The sequence below is a fragment of the Mumia spirodelae genome (assembly GCF_050632745.1).
GTDB lineage: Bacteria > Actinomycetota > Actinomycetes > Propionibacteriales > Nocardioidaceae > Mumia.
In genome coordinates this window covers 14362-33709 of the sequence record NZ_JBODSD010000001.1, presented here as the reverse complement: position 1 = coordinate 33709, position 19348 = coordinate 14362, and the positions used below count along the sequence as shown (strand labels likewise).

19 protein-coding genes and 1 tRNA gene are annotated in these 19348 nt (G+C 72.2%); 9 read left to right on the top strand and 11 right to left on the bottom strand.

Annotation, left to right across the window (positions count from 1 at the left end):
- Positions 1-33: 33 nt before the first annotated feature.
- The 4 genes from ACQSSQ_RS00165 to sp36 are packed head-to-tail and all read right to left on the bottom strand — an operon-like array spanning position 34 to position 2268.
- Complete coding sequence (locus tag ACQSSQ_RS00165) at positions 34-825, bottom strand: MBL fold metallo-hydrolase (RefSeq protein ID WP_431325002.1); 792 nt, start codon at positions 823-825, stop codon at positions 34-36.
- The gene (locus tag ACQSSQ_RS00160; protein WP_431325001.1) at positions 822-1643 is read right to left on the bottom strand and encodes an NUDIX hydrolase; all 822 of its coding nucleotides are present in this window, start codon (positions 1641-1643) and stop codon (positions 822-824) included. The genes ACQSSQ_RS00165 and ACQSSQ_RS00160 overlap by 4 nt, the downstream gene beginning before the upstream one ends.
- On the bottom strand, positions 1640-2107 hold the full coding sequence (locus ACQSSQ_RS00155) for a RidA family protein (RefSeq protein ID WP_431325000.1): 468 nt from the start codon (positions 2105-2107) through the stop codon (positions 1640-1642). The genes ACQSSQ_RS00160 and ACQSSQ_RS00155 overlap by 4 nt, the downstream gene beginning before the upstream one ends.
- Positions 2107-2268, bottom strand: a complete 162-nt coding sequence (gene sp36 / locus ACQSSQ_RS00150; protein ID WP_431324999.1) for a Sp36 family protein — start codon at positions 2266-2268, stop codon at positions 2107-2109. The genes ACQSSQ_RS00155 and sp36 overlap by 1 nt, the downstream gene beginning before the upstream one ends.
- A 51-nt stretch (positions 2269-2319) precedes the next feature.
- Here sp36 and bagA point away from each other — a divergent pair, with 51 nt between their 5' ends.
- On the top strand, positions 2320-3291 hold the full coding sequence (gene bagA, locus ACQSSQ_RS00145) for an ATPase BagA (RefSeq protein ID WP_431324998.1): 972 nt from the start codon (positions 2320-2322) through the stop codon (positions 3289-3291).
- Between the two features lie 119 nt (positions 3292-3410).
- Complete coding sequence (gene bagB, locus ACQSSQ_RS00140; RefSeq protein WP_431326755.1) at positions 3411-4580, top strand: ArsA family ATPase; 1170 nt, start codon at positions 3411-3413, stop codon at positions 4578-4580.
- A gap of 20 nt (positions 4581-4600) precedes the next feature.
- Here the strand turns inward: bagB and ACQSSQ_RS00135 are convergent, their stop codons facing one another.
- A complete protein-coding gene (locus ACQSSQ_RS00135) occupies positions 4601-4894 on the bottom strand; it encodes a WhiB family transcriptional regulator (protein WP_431324997.1) in 294 nt (97 codons plus the stop codon).
- 247 nt (positions 4895-5141) lie between these two features.
- Between ACQSSQ_RS00135 and ACQSSQ_RS00130 the strand changes: the two genes are divergently transcribed.
- A complete protein-coding gene (locus tag ACQSSQ_RS00130) occupies positions 5142-7307 on the top strand; it encodes a transglycosylase domain-containing protein (protein ID WP_431324996.1) in 2166 nt (721 codons plus the stop codon).
- A 31-nt stretch (positions 7308-7338) separates the two neighbouring features.
- Here ACQSSQ_RS00130 and ACQSSQ_RS00125 read toward each other — a convergent pair whose 3' ends face one another.
- Positions 7339-7800 (bottom strand): GatB/YqeY domain-containing protein, encoded by a 462-nt coding sequence (locus ACQSSQ_RS00125; RefSeq protein ID WP_431324995.1) that lies wholly within the window; start codon positions 7798-7800, stop codon positions 7339-7341.
- A gap of 74 nt (positions 7801-7874) precedes the next feature.
- Between ACQSSQ_RS00125 and ACQSSQ_RS00120 the strand changes: the two genes are divergently transcribed.
- From ACQSSQ_RS00120 to ACQSSQ_RS00105, 4 genes are all read left to right on the top strand, one after another.
- Positions 7875-8789: a metallophosphoesterase gene (locus tag ACQSSQ_RS00120; RefSeq protein ID WP_431324994.1), complete on the top strand. Its 915-nt coding sequence runs from the start codon at positions 7875-7877 to the stop codon at positions 8787-8789.
- A 48-nt stretch (positions 8790-8837) separates the two neighbouring features.
- Positions 8838-8911 (top strand) — tRNA-Pro (locus tag ACQSSQ_RS00115).
- 102 nt (positions 8912-9013) lie between these two features.
- Positions 9014-10810, top strand: a complete 1797-nt coding sequence (locus tag ACQSSQ_RS00110) for an alkyl/aryl-sulfatase (RefSeq protein ID WP_431324993.1) — start codon at positions 9014-9016, stop codon at positions 10808-10810.
- 63 nt (positions 10811-10873) lie between these two features.
- Positions 10874-12892, top strand: a complete 2019-nt coding sequence (locus tag ACQSSQ_RS00105) for an acetoacetate--CoA ligase (RefSeq protein WP_431324992.1) — start codon at positions 10874-10876, stop codon at positions 12890-12892.
- A 27-nt stretch (positions 12893-12919) separates the two neighbouring features.
- On the opposite strand, the gene dinB is transcribed toward ACQSSQ_RS00105, so the two are convergent.
- Positions 12920-14110: a DNA polymerase IV gene (gene dinB / locus ACQSSQ_RS00100; RefSeq protein ID WP_431324991.1), complete on the bottom strand. Its 1191-nt coding sequence runs from the start codon at positions 14108-14110 to the stop codon at positions 12920-12922.
- Positions 14111-14254: 144 nt separating this feature from the next.
- On the opposite strand from dinB, the gene ACQSSQ_RS00095 reads away from it, so the two are divergent.
- The gene (locus ACQSSQ_RS00095; protein ID WP_431324990.1) at positions 14255-15040 is read left to right on the top strand and encodes a glycerophosphodiester phosphodiesterase; all 786 of its coding nucleotides are present in this window, start codon (positions 14255-14257) and stop codon (positions 15038-15040) included.
- Complete coding sequence (locus ACQSSQ_RS00090) at positions 15037-15177, top strand: hypothetical protein (RefSeq protein WP_431324989.1); 141 nt, start codon at positions 15037-15039, stop codon at positions 15175-15177. The genes ACQSSQ_RS00095 and ACQSSQ_RS00090 overlap by 4 nt, the downstream gene beginning before the upstream one ends.
- Before the next feature lie 73 nt (positions 15178-15250).
- Here the strand turns inward: ACQSSQ_RS00090 and ACQSSQ_RS00085 are convergent, their stop codons facing one another.
- The 4 genes from ACQSSQ_RS00085 to ACQSSQ_RS00070 form a co-directional block, all read right to left on the bottom strand.
- Positions 15251-15913 (bottom strand): response regulator transcription factor, encoded by a 663-nt coding sequence (locus tag ACQSSQ_RS00085; protein ID WP_431324988.1) that lies wholly within the window; start codon positions 15911-15913, stop codon positions 15251-15253.
- Positions 15910-17775 (bottom strand): sensor histidine kinase, encoded by a 1866-nt coding sequence (locus ACQSSQ_RS00080; protein WP_431324987.1) that lies wholly within the window; start codon positions 17773-17775, stop codon positions 15910-15912. Before ACQSSQ_RS00080 ends, ACQSSQ_RS00085 begins: the two co-directional genes overlap by 4 nt.
- Before the next feature lie 170 nt (positions 17776-17945).
- A complete protein-coding gene (locus tag ACQSSQ_RS00075; RefSeq protein WP_431324986.1) occupies positions 17946-18665 on the bottom strand; it encodes a hypothetical protein in 720 nt (239 codons plus the stop codon).
- Positions 18666-18781: 116 nt separating this feature from the next.
- Positions 18782-19342: a DUF1707 SHOCT-like domain-containing protein gene (locus ACQSSQ_RS00070; RefSeq protein ID WP_431324985.1), complete on the bottom strand. Its 561-nt coding sequence runs from the start codon at positions 19340-19342 to the stop codon at positions 18782-18784.
- Positions 19343-19348 lie beyond the last annotated feature (6 nt).

Below are 19348 nucleotides of genomic sequence, written 5' to 3'. Positions count from 1 at the left end.
GCTCGCGGCCGCACGGAAACTGGCTCGCGGGGGTCAGGCGGTGCGGAGGTAGTCCAGCTGCGCCCGCACGGACAGGGTCGCGGCCGGCCACAGGACCGGGTCCACGTCCGCGTACACCGTGCGTACGACGTCCTCGGCCGTCTCCGCTCCGGCGTCCAGCGCCGCACGGACCTGCGCGAGGCGCTCCTCGCGGTGCGCGAGGTACGCGTCGACGACCGCGCCGGCGTCGGGAAGGACCGGCCCGTGCCCCGGGTACAGCCGCACCGTCCCCTCGACGGAGTCGACGGCGGACCGCAGGGCGCGCAGCGACGCGAGGTACGGCCCGAGCGCACCGTCGGGGTGGGCCACGACCGTCGTCCCGCGGCCCAGGACGGTGTCGCCGGTCAGCAGCGCCGCGTCGTCGCGCAGCAGGAACGAGACCGAGTCCGTGGTGTGGCCCGGCGACGCGACCACCTCGAGACGCACGCCGTCCACCTCGACCGTCTCGCCGTCGACGAGCGGGTCGGCGTCGAGGCACAGCGCCGGGTCGATCGCCCGCACCGGAGCCGCCGCCAGCTCGGCGAACCGCTGGGCGCCCTCGGTGTGGTCGTGGTGGCGGTGCGTGAGGAGGACGACGCCGACCGGGGCCGCGACCTCGAGCACACGCCGCAGGTGCGGTTCGTCCAGCTCGCCGGGATCGACGACGACCGACCGCGCTCCGGCACCGGCTTCCGGCGCCCGCAGCACCCAGGTGTTGGTCCCGTCCAGCGTCATGTGGCCCGGGTTGTCCTCGCGCACGCACGTCGCCCAGGGACTCACTGCCCCGCCGTCGAACCGCTCGGTCATGGCAGCTCCGTCTCCAGGTAGAAGGCTCCGTCGATCTCCACCAGCCGCGGCTCGATCGGCGCGATCCGTCGCTGCGCCGCGGCAGCGAGCGCGTCGCCCGCGGAGTCGAGCGCAGCCAGCTCCCGGCACGTCACCGACGTCGGGGGCAGCATCGCCATGTCTCCGGCCTCGACCGACGCGAGCGCGGCGTCCAGCGACATCCACGACGCGTGGTCCGCCTCGCCGGTGAGCGACCCGACCCGCTGCCCCTCGGGCATCACGGCGACGAAGAACCGGGTGTCGAACCGCTTCGGCTCGAAGTCCGGCGTGATCCAGTGCGTCCAGGCGGCGAGCAGGTCGGTCCGCAGCACGAGCGAGCGCCGCCGCAGGAAGTCGGAGAACGCGAGCGTGTGCGCCTCCAGCGCCTGGCGGTCGGCCTGCCAGTCCGCTCCGCTGGTGTCGTCCACCACCGTGCCGGCGTCGGGTCCGGCGAGCAGCACGCCCGCCTCCTCGTACGTCTCCCGGACCGCCGCGCACACCAGCGCCCGGGCCACCTCCGTCGAGCATCCGAACCGCTCCGCCCACGCCTGCGGCTCCGGACCTGCCCACGCGACGTCGGTGTCGGAGTCGCGCGGATCCACGCCGCCGCCCGGGAAGACGTACATCCCGGCGGCGAACGACATCGAGCGCTGTCGCCGCATGAGGTACGCCTCGACGCCCTCGGCCCCGTCGCGCAGCAGCACCACGGTGGCCGCGTCCCGCGTCGGGGCGACCTCGCCGCGGTCACGGCGTTCGGCGTGCTCGGCGATCGACGGGGGCAGCGGCACCCGCATCGTCATGCCGACAGCTCGACGACGAGCTCGACCTCCACCGGCGCGTCGAGAGGCAGGACGGACACACCGACGGCGCTGCGCGTGTGCGCGCCCACCTCGCCGAACACGGCACCGAAGAGCTCGCTCGCACCGTTGGCCACCGCAGGCTGCCCGGTGAAGTCCGGAGTGCTCGCCACGAACACGACCGCCTTCACGACGCGCGCGACCCGGGAGAGGTCGCCGTCGACCTGGGACGCCACGGCGGCGAGCGCGTTGAGCGCGCAGAGGCGGGCGCACTCGTACGCCTCGTCGGCGGTCACGTCCGCTCCGACCTTGCCGGTCGTGATGAGCGACCCGTCGCGCATCGGGAGCTGGCCCGACGTGTAGACGTACGACCCGGTCCGCAGCGCCGGCACGTACGCCGCCACCGGCGGGACGACCTCCGGGAGCGTGAGGCCGAGCTCGGCGAGGTTCTCCTCGGGCGTCGGCATCAGGATCCCTCCACCGGGCGCTTGAAGTAGGCCACGAGGTTCTCCGGGTTCATCCCGGGGACGATCTGCACCAGCTCCCAGCCGTCCCGACCGAAGTTGTCGAGGATGGCCTTCGTCGAGTGCACGAGGACCGGGGCTGTCATGTACTCCCACTGCGTCATGGATCGACTGTATCCGCACCCGCCTTCGGGCCACCCTCTACGCTCGACATCGTGGCGGGCGAGAGACGGCTCCACGTCGTGACGGGCAAGGGCGGGACGGGCAAGAGCACCGTCGCTGCCGCACTCGCCCTCGGCCTGGCCGCCGAGGGACGCAAGGTGCTGCTCTGCGAGGTCGAGGGGCGCCAGGGCATCGCGCAGCTCTTCGACGTCCCCCCGCTGCCGTACGAGGAGCGTCAGGTCGCCGCCACCGACGACGGCGCGGTGTACGCGCTCGCGATCGACGCGGAGGCGGCGCTCCTGGAGTACCTCGCGATGTTCTACCGGCTCGGACGGGCGGGCAAGGCGCTGGACCGGTTCGGGGTGATCGACTTCGCGACCACCATCGCCCCCGGCGTGCGGGACGTGCTGCTGACCGGCAAGGTCTACGAGGCGGTACGCCGGCGCGAGGCCGACGACTCGTACACCTACGACGCGGTCGTCCTCGACGCCCCGCCGACGGGCCGGATCACGCGGTTCCTCAACGTCAACGAGGAGGTCGCGGGGCTCGCCAAGGTGGGGCCGATCCGCAGGCAGGCGGACTCGATCATGACGATGATGCGCTCGCGTCGTACGGCGGTGCACCTCGTGACGCTGCTCGAGGAGATGCCCGTCCAGGAGACGATGGACGCGATCAACGAGCTCACCGACGCGGGGCTCGGCGTGGGGCACGTCGTCGTCAACCAGGTCCTCCCCTCACCCCTGTCCGAGGCCGCCGCCGAGCGGATCGCCTCGGGCGCCCTCACCGCGGCCTCCGTCTCGCGGAGCCTGGCCCGCGTGGACGTCGCGGTCGATCCCGACGCCGCCGACGGGCTGCTCACCGAGGGTCGCGAGCACGTCGCCCGGCAGCGGCTGCAGGCGCACCAGCGGGCGGTGCTGCTCGAGGCCGACGCCCCCGTGGTCGAGCTCCCGCACCTCGAGGGCGGTGTCGACCTCGGCGGCCTGTACGCCCTGGGTCGGCGCCTGGTCGAGGGAGGCGTGCGGTGAGCCCCGCCGGTACGCCGTCGCGCACCGGCACCCGTACGGGGTCGCGCACGGCGTCGCGGACCCGTCCTCCCGCGCGCAGCCGCACCCTCGACACGGGACGCGGCGCGGAGACCTCCCCGGTGCTCGACGTCGACGCGATCCTGGACGACCCCACGATCGAGATCGTCGTCTGCTGCGGCTCCGGCGGGGTCGGCAAGACCACGACCTCGGCCGCGCTGGCCCTGCGCGCCGCCGAGCGCGGACGCAAGGTCTGCGTGCTCACCATCGACCCCGCGCGCCGTCTGGCGCAGTCCCTGGGCCTCAACGCGCTGGACAACGTCCCTCGCCCGGTCGAGGGCGCCGGCGCCCAGGGCGGCTCGCTCGACGCGATGATGCTCGACATGAAGCGGACCTTCGACGAGGTCGTCGAGGCGCACGCCTCTCCCGAGAAGTCGGCCCAGATCCTGGCCAACCCCTTCTACCAGGCGCTCTCCAGCTCGTTCGCGGGCACGCAGGAGTACATGGCGATGGAGAAGCTCGGTCAGCTGCACGCGGAGGCGGTCGCAGGTGGCGAGGCCCCGGGCGGCGAGGGGCGGCGCTGGGACCTGATCGTGGTCGACACCCCGCCGTCGCGGTCCGCGCTCGACTTCCTGGACGCGCCCGAGCGGCTCTCGTCGCTGCTCGACGGGCGGCTGATCCGGCTGCTGCTCGCTCCTGCCCGTGGCCCCGCCCGCATCTTCTCGGCCGGGTTCGGGATGGTGACGTCGGCGCTCAACAAGGTCCTCGGCGCCCAGGTGCTCACCGACGTCCAGACCTTCGTCGCCGCCTTCGACACGTTGTTCGGCGGGTTCCGTCAGCGTGCGGAGGCGACGTACGCGCTGCTGCAGGACCGCGGCACCGCGTTCCTCGTCGTCGCCTCGCCCGAGCCGGACGCGATCCGCGAGGCGTCGTACTTCGTCGAGCGGCTCAGCCAGGACGACATGCCCCTGGCAGGCCTCGTGGTCAACCGGATGACCGTGCCGGCGTTCTCGCTCGACGGCGACGACGCGCACGCGGCGGCACGGCGCCTGGAGGGCCGGTCGCGCCCGACCGCCGACGACAAGGTCGTGGCCGGGCTCCTCGAGGTGCACGCCCGCGGCGAACGCGTGGCTGCGCGCGAGCGGCGCGTCGTCACCGGGTTCGTGGCGGCGCACCCGCGGGTCCCGCGCGTCGAGGTGGCCGGCCTGGCGACCGACGTGCACGACCTCGCAGGACTCACCGAGATCGGCGACCTGCTCTCCGGCCAGCAGCCGGCCACGGTGGGCGACTGAGGCTCAGGTCGGGTGAAGGCTCAGACGGCGACCGGGGTGCCGGTCGGCTGGCTCGCCCGCGCGGCCTCGAGCAGCGAGCGCCACGAGGTGACGTTGGGCCGGCGGCGCAGCAGCGCACGGCGCTCCCGCTCCGTCATGCCGCCCCAGATGCCCCACTCGATGTCGTTGTCGAGTGCCTCGGCGAGGCACTCGAGCTTGACCGGGCACGACCGGCACATCTGCTTGGCGCGGTTCTGCTCCGCGCCCTTGACGAACAGCGCGTCCTGTGATTCCTTGCAGGCGGCCACCGTGGCCCAAGACTCGTTCCAGCTCATGATCCGAACACCCTCCCCGAGACGATCACCGAGATTCGCTGGTGATACACACAGCCTCTCGGTGTCGCAGGGGCCATACCAGACCCCCAGGGATCATTCGCCATAGTTCTTTCGGACTATCAGTGGGGAGGTCGACGTCCGCGAGCAGTTGGTGCCTGACCGGCGCTCCCGTACCCTGGGGCCCATGAATCTGGGCCCCAGTCGACACGACGACGAAGGCGTGGGGGCGGCGCGTGCCATCGGCTCCATGGCACTTCTCAGCCTCTTCGCCGGAGTGCTCGTCGCCGGACTCGCGATCCCGGTCGCCGCGTTCGTCGGAGTCACCTCCAACAGCGTGGCCCGCGGCTTCGACGAGCTGCCGCTCGAGCTCCGCGAGACCCCGATCCCGCAGCGGTCCAAGGTCCTCGCGGCCGACGGCTCGCTGCTGACCTACTTCTACTCCCAGAACCGGCAGGACGTCCCGCTGTCGAAGATCTCGCCCGTGATGCAGCAGGCGGTGGTCTCCATCGAGGACGCGCGGTTCTTCGAGCACGGTGCCCTCGACATCAAGGGCACGCTCCGCGCCCTGGTCAACAACGCGACCGACGGCCAGACCCAGGGCGGCTCGTCGCTGACCCAGCAGCTCGTCAAGAACATCCTGGTCCAGCAGGCCTCCACCCCGGAGGAGCGCCGCGCCGCGACCGAGGTGACGCCGGCCCGCAAGATCCGCGAGCTGAAGTACGCGATGTCGTACGAGGAGAAGCACAGCAAGCAGAAGATCCTCGAGAACTACCTCAACATCTCCTACTTCGGTGACGGCGCGTACGGCGTCAGCGCCGCTGCACGGCACTACTTCTCCGTCGACGCCTCGGAGCTCTCCCTGACGCAGGCGGCGACGCTGGCCGGCCTGGTGAAGAACCCCGTCGAGTACGACCCGGTGACCTACCCCGAGAACGCCCTGCGCCGCCGCAACATCGTGCTCTCGGCGATGGAGGCCCAGGGACTCATCACGCGGTCGGTCGTGCAGGCCGCGATCGAGCAGCCGCTCGGGCTCAAGATCACCCGCTTCTCCAACGGCTGCGTCAGCACCAAGGCGCCGTTCTTCTGCGACTACGTCCGTCGCTACCTGCTGCAGGACGAGTCGCTCGGCAAGAACGAGGACCAGCGCCTCCACACGCTCGAGACCGGCGGCCTGGTCATCAAGACCACCTTGGAGCCGAAGTTCCAGCGCGCCGCCGACAAGTCGGTCCAGGGCCGCGTGTCGCCCACCGACAACGCGATCGGCGCCCAGGCGCTGGTCGTCCCGGGCACCGGCGCGGTGCGCGCGCTCGCGCAGTCGCGGCCGATGGGCAACAACAAGAAGGCCGGCGAGACCTACATCAACTACACCGTGCCCAAGTCGCTCGGTGGCGCCAACGGGTTCCAGGCCGGGTCGACGTTCAAGGCGTTCACCGCCGCGGCGGCGCTCGAGAAGGGCTACCCGACCAACACCTTCTTCAACTCGCCGCAGTCGATGAACATCAGCGGCTTCAGCCAGTGCGACAAGCAGGGCGCGGGCTCGTGGCAGGTCAGCAACTCGACCGGCGCGGGCGGCTTCGACCTGACCCGCGGCCTTCGCCAGTCGGTCAACACCTACTTCGCCCAGCTCGAGCGTCTGGTCGGTCTGTGCTCCACCACCAAGATGGCCGCGAAGATGGGCATCCCGGTCCCGGACATCAACGACACCTACCCGTCGTTCACGCTCGGCACCCTCGACGTCAGCCCGCTCGACATGTCGGCGGCGTACGCGACGTTCCCGGCGCGCGGCAAGTACTGCGAGCCCATGCCGGTCACGCTGATCACCAACAACAAGGGCGAGACCGTCAAGGACTACAAGCCGACCTGCGAGAAGGTGCTCTCCACGGCTGCGGCCGACTCGATGAACCAGATCCTGCGCGGCGTCCAGGAGGGTGGGTTCGGCAACGCCCTCCAGCTCGACAAGCCGTCCGCGGCCAAGACCGGTACGACCCAGAACAGCCGCGCCGTGTGGTACATGGGCTACACGCCCAAGCTGGTGACCTCGTCGATGATCGCCGGCGCCAACCGTGACGGGCACTGGAAGTCCCTCATCGGCACCGAGCTCAACGGCACCACGATGTCGTTCAACTCCGTCGGTGGTGCAGCGCTCGCCGGTCCGATGTGGGCCGACACCATGCGCGCGATCATGGACGACCTGCCCTACGCCAACTTCGAGTCGCCGGGCAGCCTCGGACCGCGTCCGTCCGACACGCCGCTCGCCCCCAAGAAGGAGCCCAAGAAGAAGGGCGGCGGGGGCGGCGACAACGGCGGCGGGGGCGGCGACGATCGACCCGGTCGCGGCAACGGCGGCGGCGGTGGCGGAGCCGGCGGCGCTGGTGGCGGCGGCGGTGGTGGCGGCGGCGGAGGCCGCGGCTGACCGCAGCCGAGACGTGTGAGCGGCGGGCGCCTCAGGCGCCCAGCTGCTTGCGCACCTCGGCCGCGAGCGCGGCACCGTCGACCCGACCCTCGGTCCGCGGCTTCAGCAGTCCCATGACCTTGCCCATGCCGCGCATGCCCTCGTCCGCGGCACCCGACTCCTCGATCGCCGCGGACACGAGGGCGCTCACCTCGTCGGCTCCGAGCTGCTCCGGCAGGTAGTCGGCCAGGATCCCGGCCTCGTCGCGCTCCTTCTGAGCGAGCTCCGGGCGGTTGCCCGCGTCGTACGCCTCGGCGGCCTCACGACGCTTCTTGGACTCGGAGGTGATGACGGACTGCACCTCGGCGTCGGACAGCTCCTTGGCCTGCTTGCCCGCCGTCTCGGCCCTGCTCACCGCGGACAGCACCATGCGCAGCGTGGACGCCCGGAGGGAGTCGCGCTCCTTGATGGCGGTGGTGAGGTCCTGGCGCAGTCGGTCCTTGAGCTCGCTCATGCGGCCATCATCGCCCACGGCGGGCGTCGCGAGCACACCGATTCCCCCGCCACGGGTGTGGCACCCTTGCAGGCGTGCACCCCCTGACGAAGACGCTCCTGGCCACCGCAGCCACCGGCGCGGGCGCGCTCGCGTACGCGTCGCTCTACGAGCGACAGGCGTTCGTGGTCCGCGAGTTCGACGTCCCCGTCCTCCCCGCGGGAGCGCGCCCGATCACCGTGCTGCAGATCTCCGACGTGCACATGACACCCGGTCAGACCCGCAAGCAGCACTGGCTGCGCAGCCTGGTCGAGTACGAGCCTGACCTCGTCGTCAACACCGGGGACAACCTCTCGCACCTCGAGGCCCTGCCGGCGGTCCTGCACGCGTACGAGGACCTGCTCGACGTGCCCGGAGTGTTCGTGTTCGGCTCCAACGACTACTTCACGCCGACGGTCAACAACCCGGCGCGCTACCTCCTCGGCCCTTCCGGCATGCGCCGCCGCTCGCCGGACCTTCCGTACGAGGAGATGCGCACCGCGTTCACCGACGCGGGCTGGATCGACCTCAACAACGCGACCGGGCGCGTGGACGTCCGCGGGCTCTCGCTGTCGTTCGCCGGCCTCGACGACCCGCACATCGACCGCGACGACCTCGCGGCGATCCCCGCCTCCGCCGACCCGACCGCCGACCTCGCGGTCGCCGTCGTCCACGCGCCGTACCTGCGGGCGATCGACGCGTTCAACGTCCAGGGCTACCCGCTGATCCTCGCGGGGCACACGCACGGTGGGCAGCTGCGCGTCCCGGGGTTCGGGGCGCTCGTGACCAACTGCGACCTCGACCGGCGCCGCGCGCGGGGGCTCCACCAGCACCGGACGGCCGGGCACGACAGCTCGTGGCTGCACGTGTCCGCAGGGTGCGGGACGTCGCCGTACGCGCCCGTCCGCTTCGCGTGCCGACCCGAGGCGTCGGTGCTCCGGATGCGTCCGGTAGACTCTCCGAGGAACTGAGCGCGGGACCTCTCGCAGGACGTTCCACCCGCACGAGTGCGGGGGCCACGGGGTGTGGCGCAGCTTGGTAGCGCGCGTCGTTCGGGACGACGAGGCCGCAGGTTCAAATCCTGTCACCCCGACAGCGTGAGCCCCGGATCCAGCAGGGTCCGGGGCTTCGTCATACCCGGGCCTCACCCCTGACGGGCGATGCGAGACCCTCCCCTCCCGCAGAGGGTGGACCCATGGCTACGTACTCCGAGGACCACCCCGACTTCACGAACGCCGATCGTGGCTTCGTCGGCACGATCACACCGGCCGCCATCACCGACGCCTCCGGCACGGTGATCTTCGACGCGGACGCGCTCTCGTTCGCCGCCGGGGACGCGCCCGCGTCGGTGCACCCCAGCCTGTGGCGACAGGCGAAGCTGACCGGACGGCACGGCCTGTACGAGGTGGCGCCCGGGTTCTACCAGGTCCGCGGCTTCGACATCTCGAACATGACGCTGGTCGAGGGAGACACCGGCGTCGTGGTCATCGACCCGCTCGTGAGCGCGGAGACCGCCGCCGCGGGGCTGGCGCTCTACCGCGAGCACCGTGGCGACCGCCCGGTGACCGCCGTCGTCTACACCCACGCCCACATCGATCACTTCGGCGGCGTGCTGGGCGTCGTCGACGCGTCCACCGACGTCCCGATCGTGGCACCCGAGCACTTCCTCGAGCACGCGGTCTCGGAGAACGTCTACGCCGGCGTCGCGATGCTGCGCCGCGGCTACTACTACGACGGCCACCCGCTGGACGCGTCTCCGTCGGGCTCGGTCGGCATCGGCCTCGGCCCGCGCGCCTCCGCCGGGACGGTGGGGCTGCTGCCGCCCACGCTCGACATCACCGCCACCGGGCAGGAGGAGACGCTCGACGGCATCCGGTTCGTCTTCCAGCTGACGCCCAACACCGAGTCGCCGGCGGAGATGAACTTCTTCTTCCCCGACCACCGGGTGCTCTGCATGGCCGAGAACGCGACGCACAACATGCACAACCTGCTCACCCTGCGGGGCGCGCAGGTCCGCGACTCGCGGATCTGGTCGCGCTACCTCGCGGAGGCCGTCGAGCTGTTCGCCCACGACAGCGACGTCGTCTTCTCGTCGCACCACTGGCCGACCTGGGGCACCGACGCGATCATCGGGTTCCTCACCGAGCAGCGCGACCTCTACGCGTACATGCACGACCAGACGCTCCGGCTGATGAACCAGGGCCACACCGGCAGCGAGATCGCCGAGACGCTGCAGACACCGTCGTCGCTCGAGGACGCGTGGAGCACCCACGGCTACTACGGGTCGCTGAGCCACAACGTGAAGGCGATCTTCCAGCGCTACCTCGGCTGGTACGACGGCAACCCCGCCCACCTCTGGGAGCACACCCCGGAGAACAAGGCGAGCCGGTACGTCGAGCTGCTCGGCGGCGTCGACCAGGTGGTCGCCGCGGTACGCCGGTACGCCGACGCGGGCGACCTGCGGTTCGCGGCGGAGCTCGGCAGCCACGCGGTGTTCGCCGAGCCGGGCAACGCCGAGGCGCGCGAGGCGCTCGCGACCGTCCTCGAGACGCTCGGGCTCGGCGCCGAGAACGCGACGTGGCGCAACTGCTACCTCACGGGTGCGTACGAGCTCCGGGGCGGCGAGCCGACGGGCTTCGTCTCGGCGAGCGGCATGGCGAGCGCGCTCACGACCACGCAGCTGTTCGACACCCTCGCGATCCGGCTCGACGGTGCGAAGGCGGCCGGGACCACGGCCAGCATCCGCTGGGAGCTCACCGACAGCGCGGAGGCGTACCGGATGGAGCTGTCCAACAGCGCGCTCGTCCACTTCCCGACGAAGCGTGACGACCCGGCGGACGTCACCGTACGGCTGACGCGTCCGCAGCTGCTCGCGCTCTTCGGCACGGGAGCGCTCGAGGGCCTCGACACCTCGGGTGACGCGAGCGTCCTCCCGACGCTCCTCGGGCTGACCGACGAGCCGGATCCGATGTTCAACGTCGTCGAGCCCTGAGGCTGCGCGGGGGTGGCCCGACGGCCACCCCCGTCGTACGGGAACGGCGTCTATCGTGTGGCCATGCCCACTCCTCAGGTGACGCACGAGGTCCTCTGGGAGCCCGCTCCCGACGCCCGCCGTACGACCCGGATCGGCGCCTTCATGGACTGGGTGGCGGACCACGGTGGCCCGTCCCTCGCCGATGCCCGGGCGCTGCACGGCTGGTCGGTCGACGACCAGGACGCCTTCTGGCGCGCGGTGTGGGCGTTCTTCGCGATCCCGGCGACGGTCACGGACGCTGACGACCAGGGCGTTCCGGCCGTCGCGCTGGTGCCGGCCGCGCCGGGGGAGCCCCCGATGCCGGGGCGGACCTGGTTCCCGGGCGTGGCGCTGAACTACGCCGAGGCGATGCTGCGGATGCCCGGCCGCGCGGACGACGACGTCGTGGTCGTGGGCCGGTCGCAGTCGCGCGACGACGTCACCTGGACGGCCGCCGAGCTGCGGGACGCGGTCGCGCGGGCGCGGGCAGGTCTCGTACGGCTCGGCGTCGGGCGCGGCGACCGCGTCGTCGCGTACGCACCGAACGTGCCGGAGACCCTCGCACTGCTCCTCGCAGCAGCGAGCCTCGGCGCGGTCTTCTCGTCGTGCGCGCCGGAGTTCGGGACGAGGAGCGTGATCGACCGCTGGGGGCAGATCGAACCGACCGTGATGCTGGCGGTCGACGGCTACCGGTACGGCGCGAAGGCGGTCGACCGGCGCGAGGAGGTCGCGGCGATCCAGGCGGCGCTGCCGACGCTGCGGGCGGTCGTGTGGCTGCCGTACCTCGATGGCGAGGCGCCGCCCCCCGAGGGTGCGACGACCTGGTCGGAGCTGGTCGCGGAGCCGGCCGAGCCCGCGTTCGACCGTGTGCCGTTCGACCACCCGCTCTACCTGCTGTTCTCGTCGGGGACGACGGGCCTGCCGAAGCCGATCATCCACAGCCACGGCGGGATCACCGTCGAGCACACGAAGTCGATCGCGCTCGAGCTCGGGCTGGGTTCGGAGGACGTCTTCTTCTGGTACTCGACCACCGGCTGGATGATGTGGAACCTCCTGGTCTCGGGGCTGCTCACCGGGTCGACCGTCGTCCTGTACGACGGCAACCTCGCGCACCCCGACCTCGGGTCGCTGTGGCGGATGGCCGACGAGCTGGGCGTGACCTACTTCGGGACCAGCGCGCCGTACCTGCTCCAGTGCCGCAAGGAGGGCCTGGTCCCGAAGGAGGTCGCGGACCTGTCGCGGGTGCGCGGTCTCGGTTCGACGGGCGCGCCCCTGCCGGCCGAGGGGTTCCGGTGGGTGTACGACGCGGTCGCGCCGGACGTACGCCTCGGCTCGCTGTCCGGCGGCACCGACGTCTGCACGGGCTTCGTCGGCGCGAACCCGATGCTCCCGGTGTACGCCGGCGAGATCTCCGGAGCCTGCCTCGGCGTCGCGGTCGCCGCGTACGACACCGACGGGCAACCGGTCGTCGACGAGCTCGGCGAGCTGGTCATCACGGCGCCGATGCCCTCGATGCCGCTCGGGTTCTGGGGCGATGACGACGGCGCGCGGTACCGCGCGGCGTACTTCGAGGACTTCCCCGGCGTCTGGCGCCACGGCGACTGGATCACGATCCGGCCCGACGGCTCGTGCACCATCACCGGGCGCAGCGACGCGACGCTCAACCGCGGCGGGGTGCGCCTCGGGACGGCGGAGTTCTACACCGTCGTGGAGGGCCTCGACGAGGTGACGGACAGCCTCGTCGTGCACCTCGAGGACTCCGAGGGCGGTGCAGGGCGCCTGATGCTCTTCGTGACGCTGACCCCAGGGCTCGACCTCGACGACGCCCTCCGGAGGCGGATCCGCGACGCGCTGCGCCGCCAGCTCTCGCCGCGCCACGTCCCCGACGTGATCCACCAGGTGCCGGGCGTTCCGCGGACGCTGTCGGGCAAGAAGCTGGAGGTGCCGGTGAAGAAGATCCTCCGTGGTGCCGACGTGGACGACGCCGCATCGCGCGGGGCGCTGCAGAACCCCGAGACGCTGACCGCGTACGAGGCCCTCCGCGAGCACCCCACCCCCTGACCGGCGGGTCACCTTCTGGCGACCCGGTCAGTCGGGGAGGGTCGGCATCGCGAAGCCCTCTCCGCGCCTGACGAGCGAGCCGCGCAACACCGCCGCCGAGCCGAACCGCTCCCGGACGTCGTCGAGCGCGAGGTCCAGGGTCGCCGTGTCCGGCTCGCCGAACGGCAGCTCCAGCTGACCGCCCGCGTGCGGGTCGAAGCCGCTCACGCTGATGCCGACGAGGGTGCACCCGCGCTCGCGGATCAACGGCTCGGCGACGTCGAGCAACGACCGCGCGACGATGAGCAGCCGCTCCGTACGAGCCGTCGGACGCGGCAGGGTGTGCGAGCGGGTCGCGCGGGTGAAGTCGTCGAAGCGGAGCCGCAGCGTGACCGTCCGCCCCTCGCGCTCGGCCTTGCGCATCCGGCGTGAGACCCGGTCGACCAGGCCGGCGAGTGCGGAGTCGATCTCCTCCATCGTCTTGGGTCGTCGGCCGAGCGCCCTCTGCGCGCCCACCGACCCGCGCCGCTTGCCGGTCTCCACCGGGCGCGGGTCCTGCCCGTTGGCGAGGCTGTGGAGGTGGTAGGCGGCCGCCCGCCCGACGTACGCGGCGAGGGCGTGCGGCGGGACCGCGGCGAGGTCGCCGATGTTCTCGACGCCGCGGGCCCGCAGCTTGGCCGCGGTCTTGGCGCCGACGCCCCACATCCGCTCGACCGGCAGCGGGTGCAGGAACGCACGCTCGCCGTCCACCGGGACGACGAGGAGTCCGTCGGGCTTGGCGAAGGCGCTCGCCACCTTCGCGAGGAACTTCGTCCGCGCCACGCCGACCGTGATCGGGAGTCCGACCTCCTCGAGGACCCGCTCGCGCAGGCGCGCCGCGATGGACTCGGGCGAGCCGACCAGGCGGGCCAACCCGCCCACCTCCATGAACGCCTCGTCGATCGAGATCGGGTCGACCAGCGGCGTGGTGTCGCGGAAGACCTCGAAGACCGCCTTGCTCGCCGCGGAGTACGCCTCGAACCGCGGCGACGCGACGACGGCCCCCGGGCACAGGGACTTGGCCTCCACGATCCCCATCGGCGTGCGGACGCCGTACGCCTTGGCCTCGTAGCTCGCCGCCACCACGACCCCGCCTCCGACGAGCACCGGCCGCCCGCGCAGCGCCGGGTCGTCGCGCTGCTCGACCGAGGCGAAGAACGAGTCGAGGTCGGCGTGCAGGATCGTCGCCTCGCCGTTCATCGACCGCACCGCCTCACCGATCTGGATCGTTCGAACACATGTTCGCATACTTCCGGCGAACCTGAGAGCAAGACTCAGCCAGCGTTCACCGCGCGTACACCTGCGCCTCGCTGCGGCCTCACCCGCCCTGGTGACGCTCGGGTCATGAACGAGCAGATCACCACGATGCGCCGACCACGAGTCGTCGCGCACCGGGGCGCCAACGACGTGGCGCCGGAGAACACGCTCGCCGCTGTCACCGCAGCGGTCAAGATCGGCGTCGACGCGGTCGAGGTCGACGTCCAGTGCACCCGCGACGGTGTGCCGGTCGTGATCCACGACCCGACCCTCGCGCGGACCACCGACGTCGCCCTGCACCGGCCGGACCGGATGCACGACCCGATCTCCACCTTCACCTACGACGAGGTACGACGCCTCGACGCCGGCTCGTGGCGCGACGCGTCCTTCGCCGGCGAGCCCGTCCCCACCCTCGAGCAGGTCCTCGACGCGCTGCGCGCCACCGGGGTCGGCCTGCTCCTCGAGATCAAGCACCCGGAGTCCCAGCCCGCGCTGGTCGCCGCCGTCGCCGAGGTGCTGCGCTGCTTCTCGCCGGGAGTCAGCGTGACCGCGCAGAGCTTCCACGCACCCGCCCTCCACGAGCTCGGGCGGCTGCTCCCGGAGGTCCCGCGCGGGCTCCTCGTCCGCTCGGCGCCGCGCCACCCCGCGCTGGAGGCCTGGGCGTCGGCGGTGAACCCGTGGCACGGGACGGTCACCTCGGCGTACGTCCGCCGCGCGCAGCTCGCGGGTCTCGAGACCTATGTGTGGACCGCGAACGGACGCTCGGCGATCCTGCGTGCCGCCGACGCGGGCGTCGAGGGGATCATCACCGACCGCCCCCGTCGGGCGCTGGACATGCTCCGGAACCGCGCCGACGTCCAGGTGTCCTCGTGACGCGCCGCGCGGGGACCCACCGCCGCGAGACGACACGCCCCACGACTCCTCGTACGTGGCGCAACGCGGTGGCCCGCAGCGTCCACACGTTCACCGGTCGGCTCGCCGGCCAGGACGCGCTCGGCTGTCAGGACTAGCAGTCAGGACGTGCATTCGTGACCAGGAACTGGCCGCAGATGCACGTCTTGCGGTGCGGCGCGAGCGCGCCGGTCAGACCCCGGCGCCCAGCCCGGCGTCACGTGCCGCAGCGACGGCCCCGGCGCGGTCGCGTACGGCGAGCTTCGTCAGGAGGTTGGAGACGTGGTTGCGGACCGTCTTCTCGCTGAGCGACAGCGCCTGCGCGATCGCTGCGTTGCCCATCCCCCGCGCCACCAGGTCGAGCACCTCGAGCTCGCGGTCGGTGAGGTCGGGGAACGGACGCGGTCCTGCGGCCGCGCGTCCTGCCGGCGGCGCGGACACGTACGACAGCGCCCGGTCCGCGACTCCGTGGCCGACGATCAGGTCGCCGACGGCCACCGACCTGATGGCGCGTTCGAGCCGGTCCGGTGGTGACGACTTCAGCAGGTAGCCCCGGGCGCCGGCGCGCATCGCGGCCAGCACGGAGACGTCGTCCTCGTGCATCGTCACGACGAGCACCTTGAGGTCGGGGTACGCCGAGACGAGCTCGCGCGTCAGGACCACCCCGGACTCGCCGGCGAGGTCGAGGTCCATCAGCACCACGTCCACCGAGGCGTCGATCCGGGCGCGCGCCTGTTCGGGCCCGTCGGCCTGGCCGACGAGGTCGATGCCGTCGAGGGAGCTGAGCAGTCCCGCGATCCCCAGCCGGAACACCGGGTGGTCGTCGACGACCACGACGCGGATGGCGGCGCTCACACGACCACTTCGTCCGTACGCGGCGTCAGCGGCAGCGTCGCCTCCACGCGCGTGCCGCGGTCCCCGACCCCCGAGACCACGACCTGGCCGCCCAGCTCGCTGGCACGCTCGACCATCGCCCGCAGGCCGACGCCCTCGCGACGCTGGACCGGGATGCCCTCGCCGTCGTCGGTGCAGACCACCCGAAGCAGGCCGTCGCTGACGGCGACCTCGAGCGCACACGCATCCGCACCGCTGTGCTTCGCGGCGTTCGTCACCGACTCGCTCGCGATCGCGTACGCCGCTGCGGCCACCGGCATGGTCAGCCGCGGGAGCGACCCGCACCGCAGGGAGACCCGCATGCCGTTCTGCTCCCAGCGGGCCGCCATCTCCTGCAGGGCAGGACCGAGGCCGAGCTGCTCGATCGCCGGTGGCAGGAGGCTGTGCGAGAGGGCGCGGACGTCCTCGATCCGCTGGTCCAGCTCGCCGGCGAGGCTGTCGATCAGCGACTCGGCGAGGTCGGGATCGGTGCGGAGCGCGTTGCGGACACCGTGGATGCCGAGGCGGAGACCCGCCAGCCAGGGTCCGAGCCCGTCGTGGAGCTCGCGCCGGATGACCTTGCGCTCCTGGAGCCGCGCGCTGGTCAGGCGCTCGCGGGCGGCGTCGGCCTCGCGCAGCGCCAGAGTGAGGGCGAGGCCGGCGGCGAGCAGGTCGCTGAGGTCCTGGATCGCCTTCACAGTCCGGGCACCGAGCCACTCGCCGGGCGGTGCCGTGACCACGAGGCGTCCGATCTCCTTGCCGCGGTGCACGACAGGCAGGTCGAGGTCGTTGGTCGACGGGGTCCCGTACGACGCCACGTCCGCGCCGTCGATCCGCAGCGCGACGGACTGCAGCCGCAGCGACGTCGCGACCCGGGTCACGAGGACGTCCAGAAGCTCCCGCTCGTCCTCCGACGCGAAGCCGGCGCCGATGCCGCTGACCGCGCGGTGCGGGGCGAGCGCGTCGCCGTACACGAGGGCGCTGACCCGGTCACCTGCCCACTGCCGCAGGAACGGCGCCGCCAGCACGACGACGACGGCACCTGCGGCCTGGCTCGCCGCGGCGTCGCCGAAGGCTCGCTGCATGGCGACGACCGCCGCGACGTACACCGTGATGAGGAGGACGACGAGCACGCCGGCGACCAGCGAGCGGCTGACCGCGAGGTCGATGCTCCAGAGCTGGTGCCGCAGGACGACCGCGAGGAGGGCGCCGGAGAAGAGGACCTGGCACACGAGGTGCAGCAGACCCGGGATCCAGGACGGGAGGGAGTAGTCGATCAGCGGCAGGAACGAGACCGCCATCACGGCGACGCCGATCGCCAGCCAGGCGAGCGCCGTCTGGTCGCGCGAACGCTCGTGGACGGCCCGCCAGGCCACCGCGGCCGCCGTGACGAGCCCCATCGCGATGACCGCCACGAGCATGCCGCGGGGGTCCGACATCGGGAAGAGCATCCGCTGGACGGTGAAGGCCACCGTGAGCCCGGACCCGACGGCGAGTCCTACCCACGACCAGACGTCGAGCCGGTCGTCGCGCATCAACCACGGGATCACGAGGAAGAGCGCGAGCGTCCCGGGGACCCACGCCCACGAGTACGTGTGCTCGAGCAGCGCGACCGGCGGCCAGCCGTGCGTCTCGACCAGACCCCGGTACGCCCCGCCGAGGGCGGAGAGGCCGCCGCCGATCGCGGTCAGGCTGAGCAGCCATGCGACCACGTGGCGGCGGCGGCTGAGGATGACGGCGGCCACGGTCCCGTACACGGCCGAGACCGCGACGTCGACGAAGAGGAACAGGGCGCTCTCGCCGAGCTCCGGCGTGGCCGCGAGGTACGCCACGGCACGGGCCACCCTCGGGGCACCTCCCCGGGAGCCGGGGAGGGGACGTGGAGCGGCGGCGGGCGGCGCGACGTCGGTCATGATGTCCAGACGATAAGGGAACGAGCCCACCCCCGTTGTGCCTTTCGACGAGCTCGTCCCCTCTCCTCCGGCCGACCGCGCCGAGGCCTCCGCCGCCGCCATCAGGCTGCGTTCCGGTACGCCCGGTCGCCGACGGTGAAGCCGATCGCGGTCACGAGCAGCCAGACCGGACCGACGAAGCCGGCCATGTACTGCAGCGGCGAGATGCCGACCAGCAGCGTGAGCGCCCCGAGCGTCGCACCCACGATCCCGATCCAGCGCGGCGCCGCCTTGTGCTTGAGCGCCGCCACGGCGATCGCCACGCCGGTGAGCCCGGCGCCGACCCACAGCCACGGGATCGTCGCGATCCAGTGGTTGTAGAACGCGATGGTCTCCGGGACGTCTTTCTCGACGACCTCGGCGGCGAACAGGAACTCGGTGTCCAGGCCGGACCCGAGGAGGTTCGCGACCGCGGTCAGCCCGATGCCCGAGGCGGCGACCCCTCCGAGGAGGCTTCCGGCCGGCAGCGTCGCCCCGAGGCGGCGGAGCAGGCCGAGCGCGAAGACGACGAGGGCCACGATGCCGGTCACCATCGCGACGTGCATGACGATCAGCTGACCCTTGGCGTCGGAAAGACGCTCCGCGATCGCGGTCGGGTCAGAGTAGTCGAGGTCGGGGTCCCACAGCCCCATCGAGACGACGATCGTCACGAGGCCGAGCACGGCGGCGACGACGCCGGAGACGGCCCAGGCGCGGGTACGCACCGGTGCTGCCGCGTCCTGCCGCCCCCGCGACGGCGGGTCCGCGAGGAACACCTCGCCCATGGATGTCGGATCCTTCATGTCAGTGCCTTCCTGGTCGTTGTTGACCAGAGCACTGTCGCGGTCCCGGCGTCCCGGGTCCCAGGGCTCGGCGTCCCGACCTGCCGGGACGTTCCGGGCGGGTGCCCGGGACCCGCTCAGGACTCGGGCAGCTCCTTGCGCTGCTGCTTGCGGACCTTGCGCTCGAGCTTGTCGCGCTCCTTGGCGATGTACTTCTCGCGGTTGGCGGTCTTGTCGATCGCGTCGCCGAACGCGAGGACGGCGACGATGATCGGCCAGGGGAAGTGCGGGTCCCAACCACCCGCGAGGCTGATCGCCAGCCAGATGCCCGTGCAGATCAGCGTGACGGTCGCCGCCTCGACCCACGCGTCGCGGCGCTTGCGCTCGTACGCCTTCACCGCGTCGCGCGAGACGTCAGGGACGCCCGCACGGCGGACCGGCGCGGCCGCCGCCCCGGTCGTCGGCACCAGGTCCTCCATCAGCGGGAGGAAGTCGGCGTAGGTGCGCGCCCGGACCGCGGCGTCGGACCGCTCGTCGTACTCCTCACGGCTCAGCCGCCCGTCGGAGAACGCCTCGCCGATGACGTCGGCCAGCACGGCACGGTCGGCGTCGCCCGTGCGCAGCGCGGACACCGCCGGATCCCGCGGGTCACGCGTGAACCGTCCCCAGGGATCACCGGATGGGATGATCTCGCTCACGTGCCC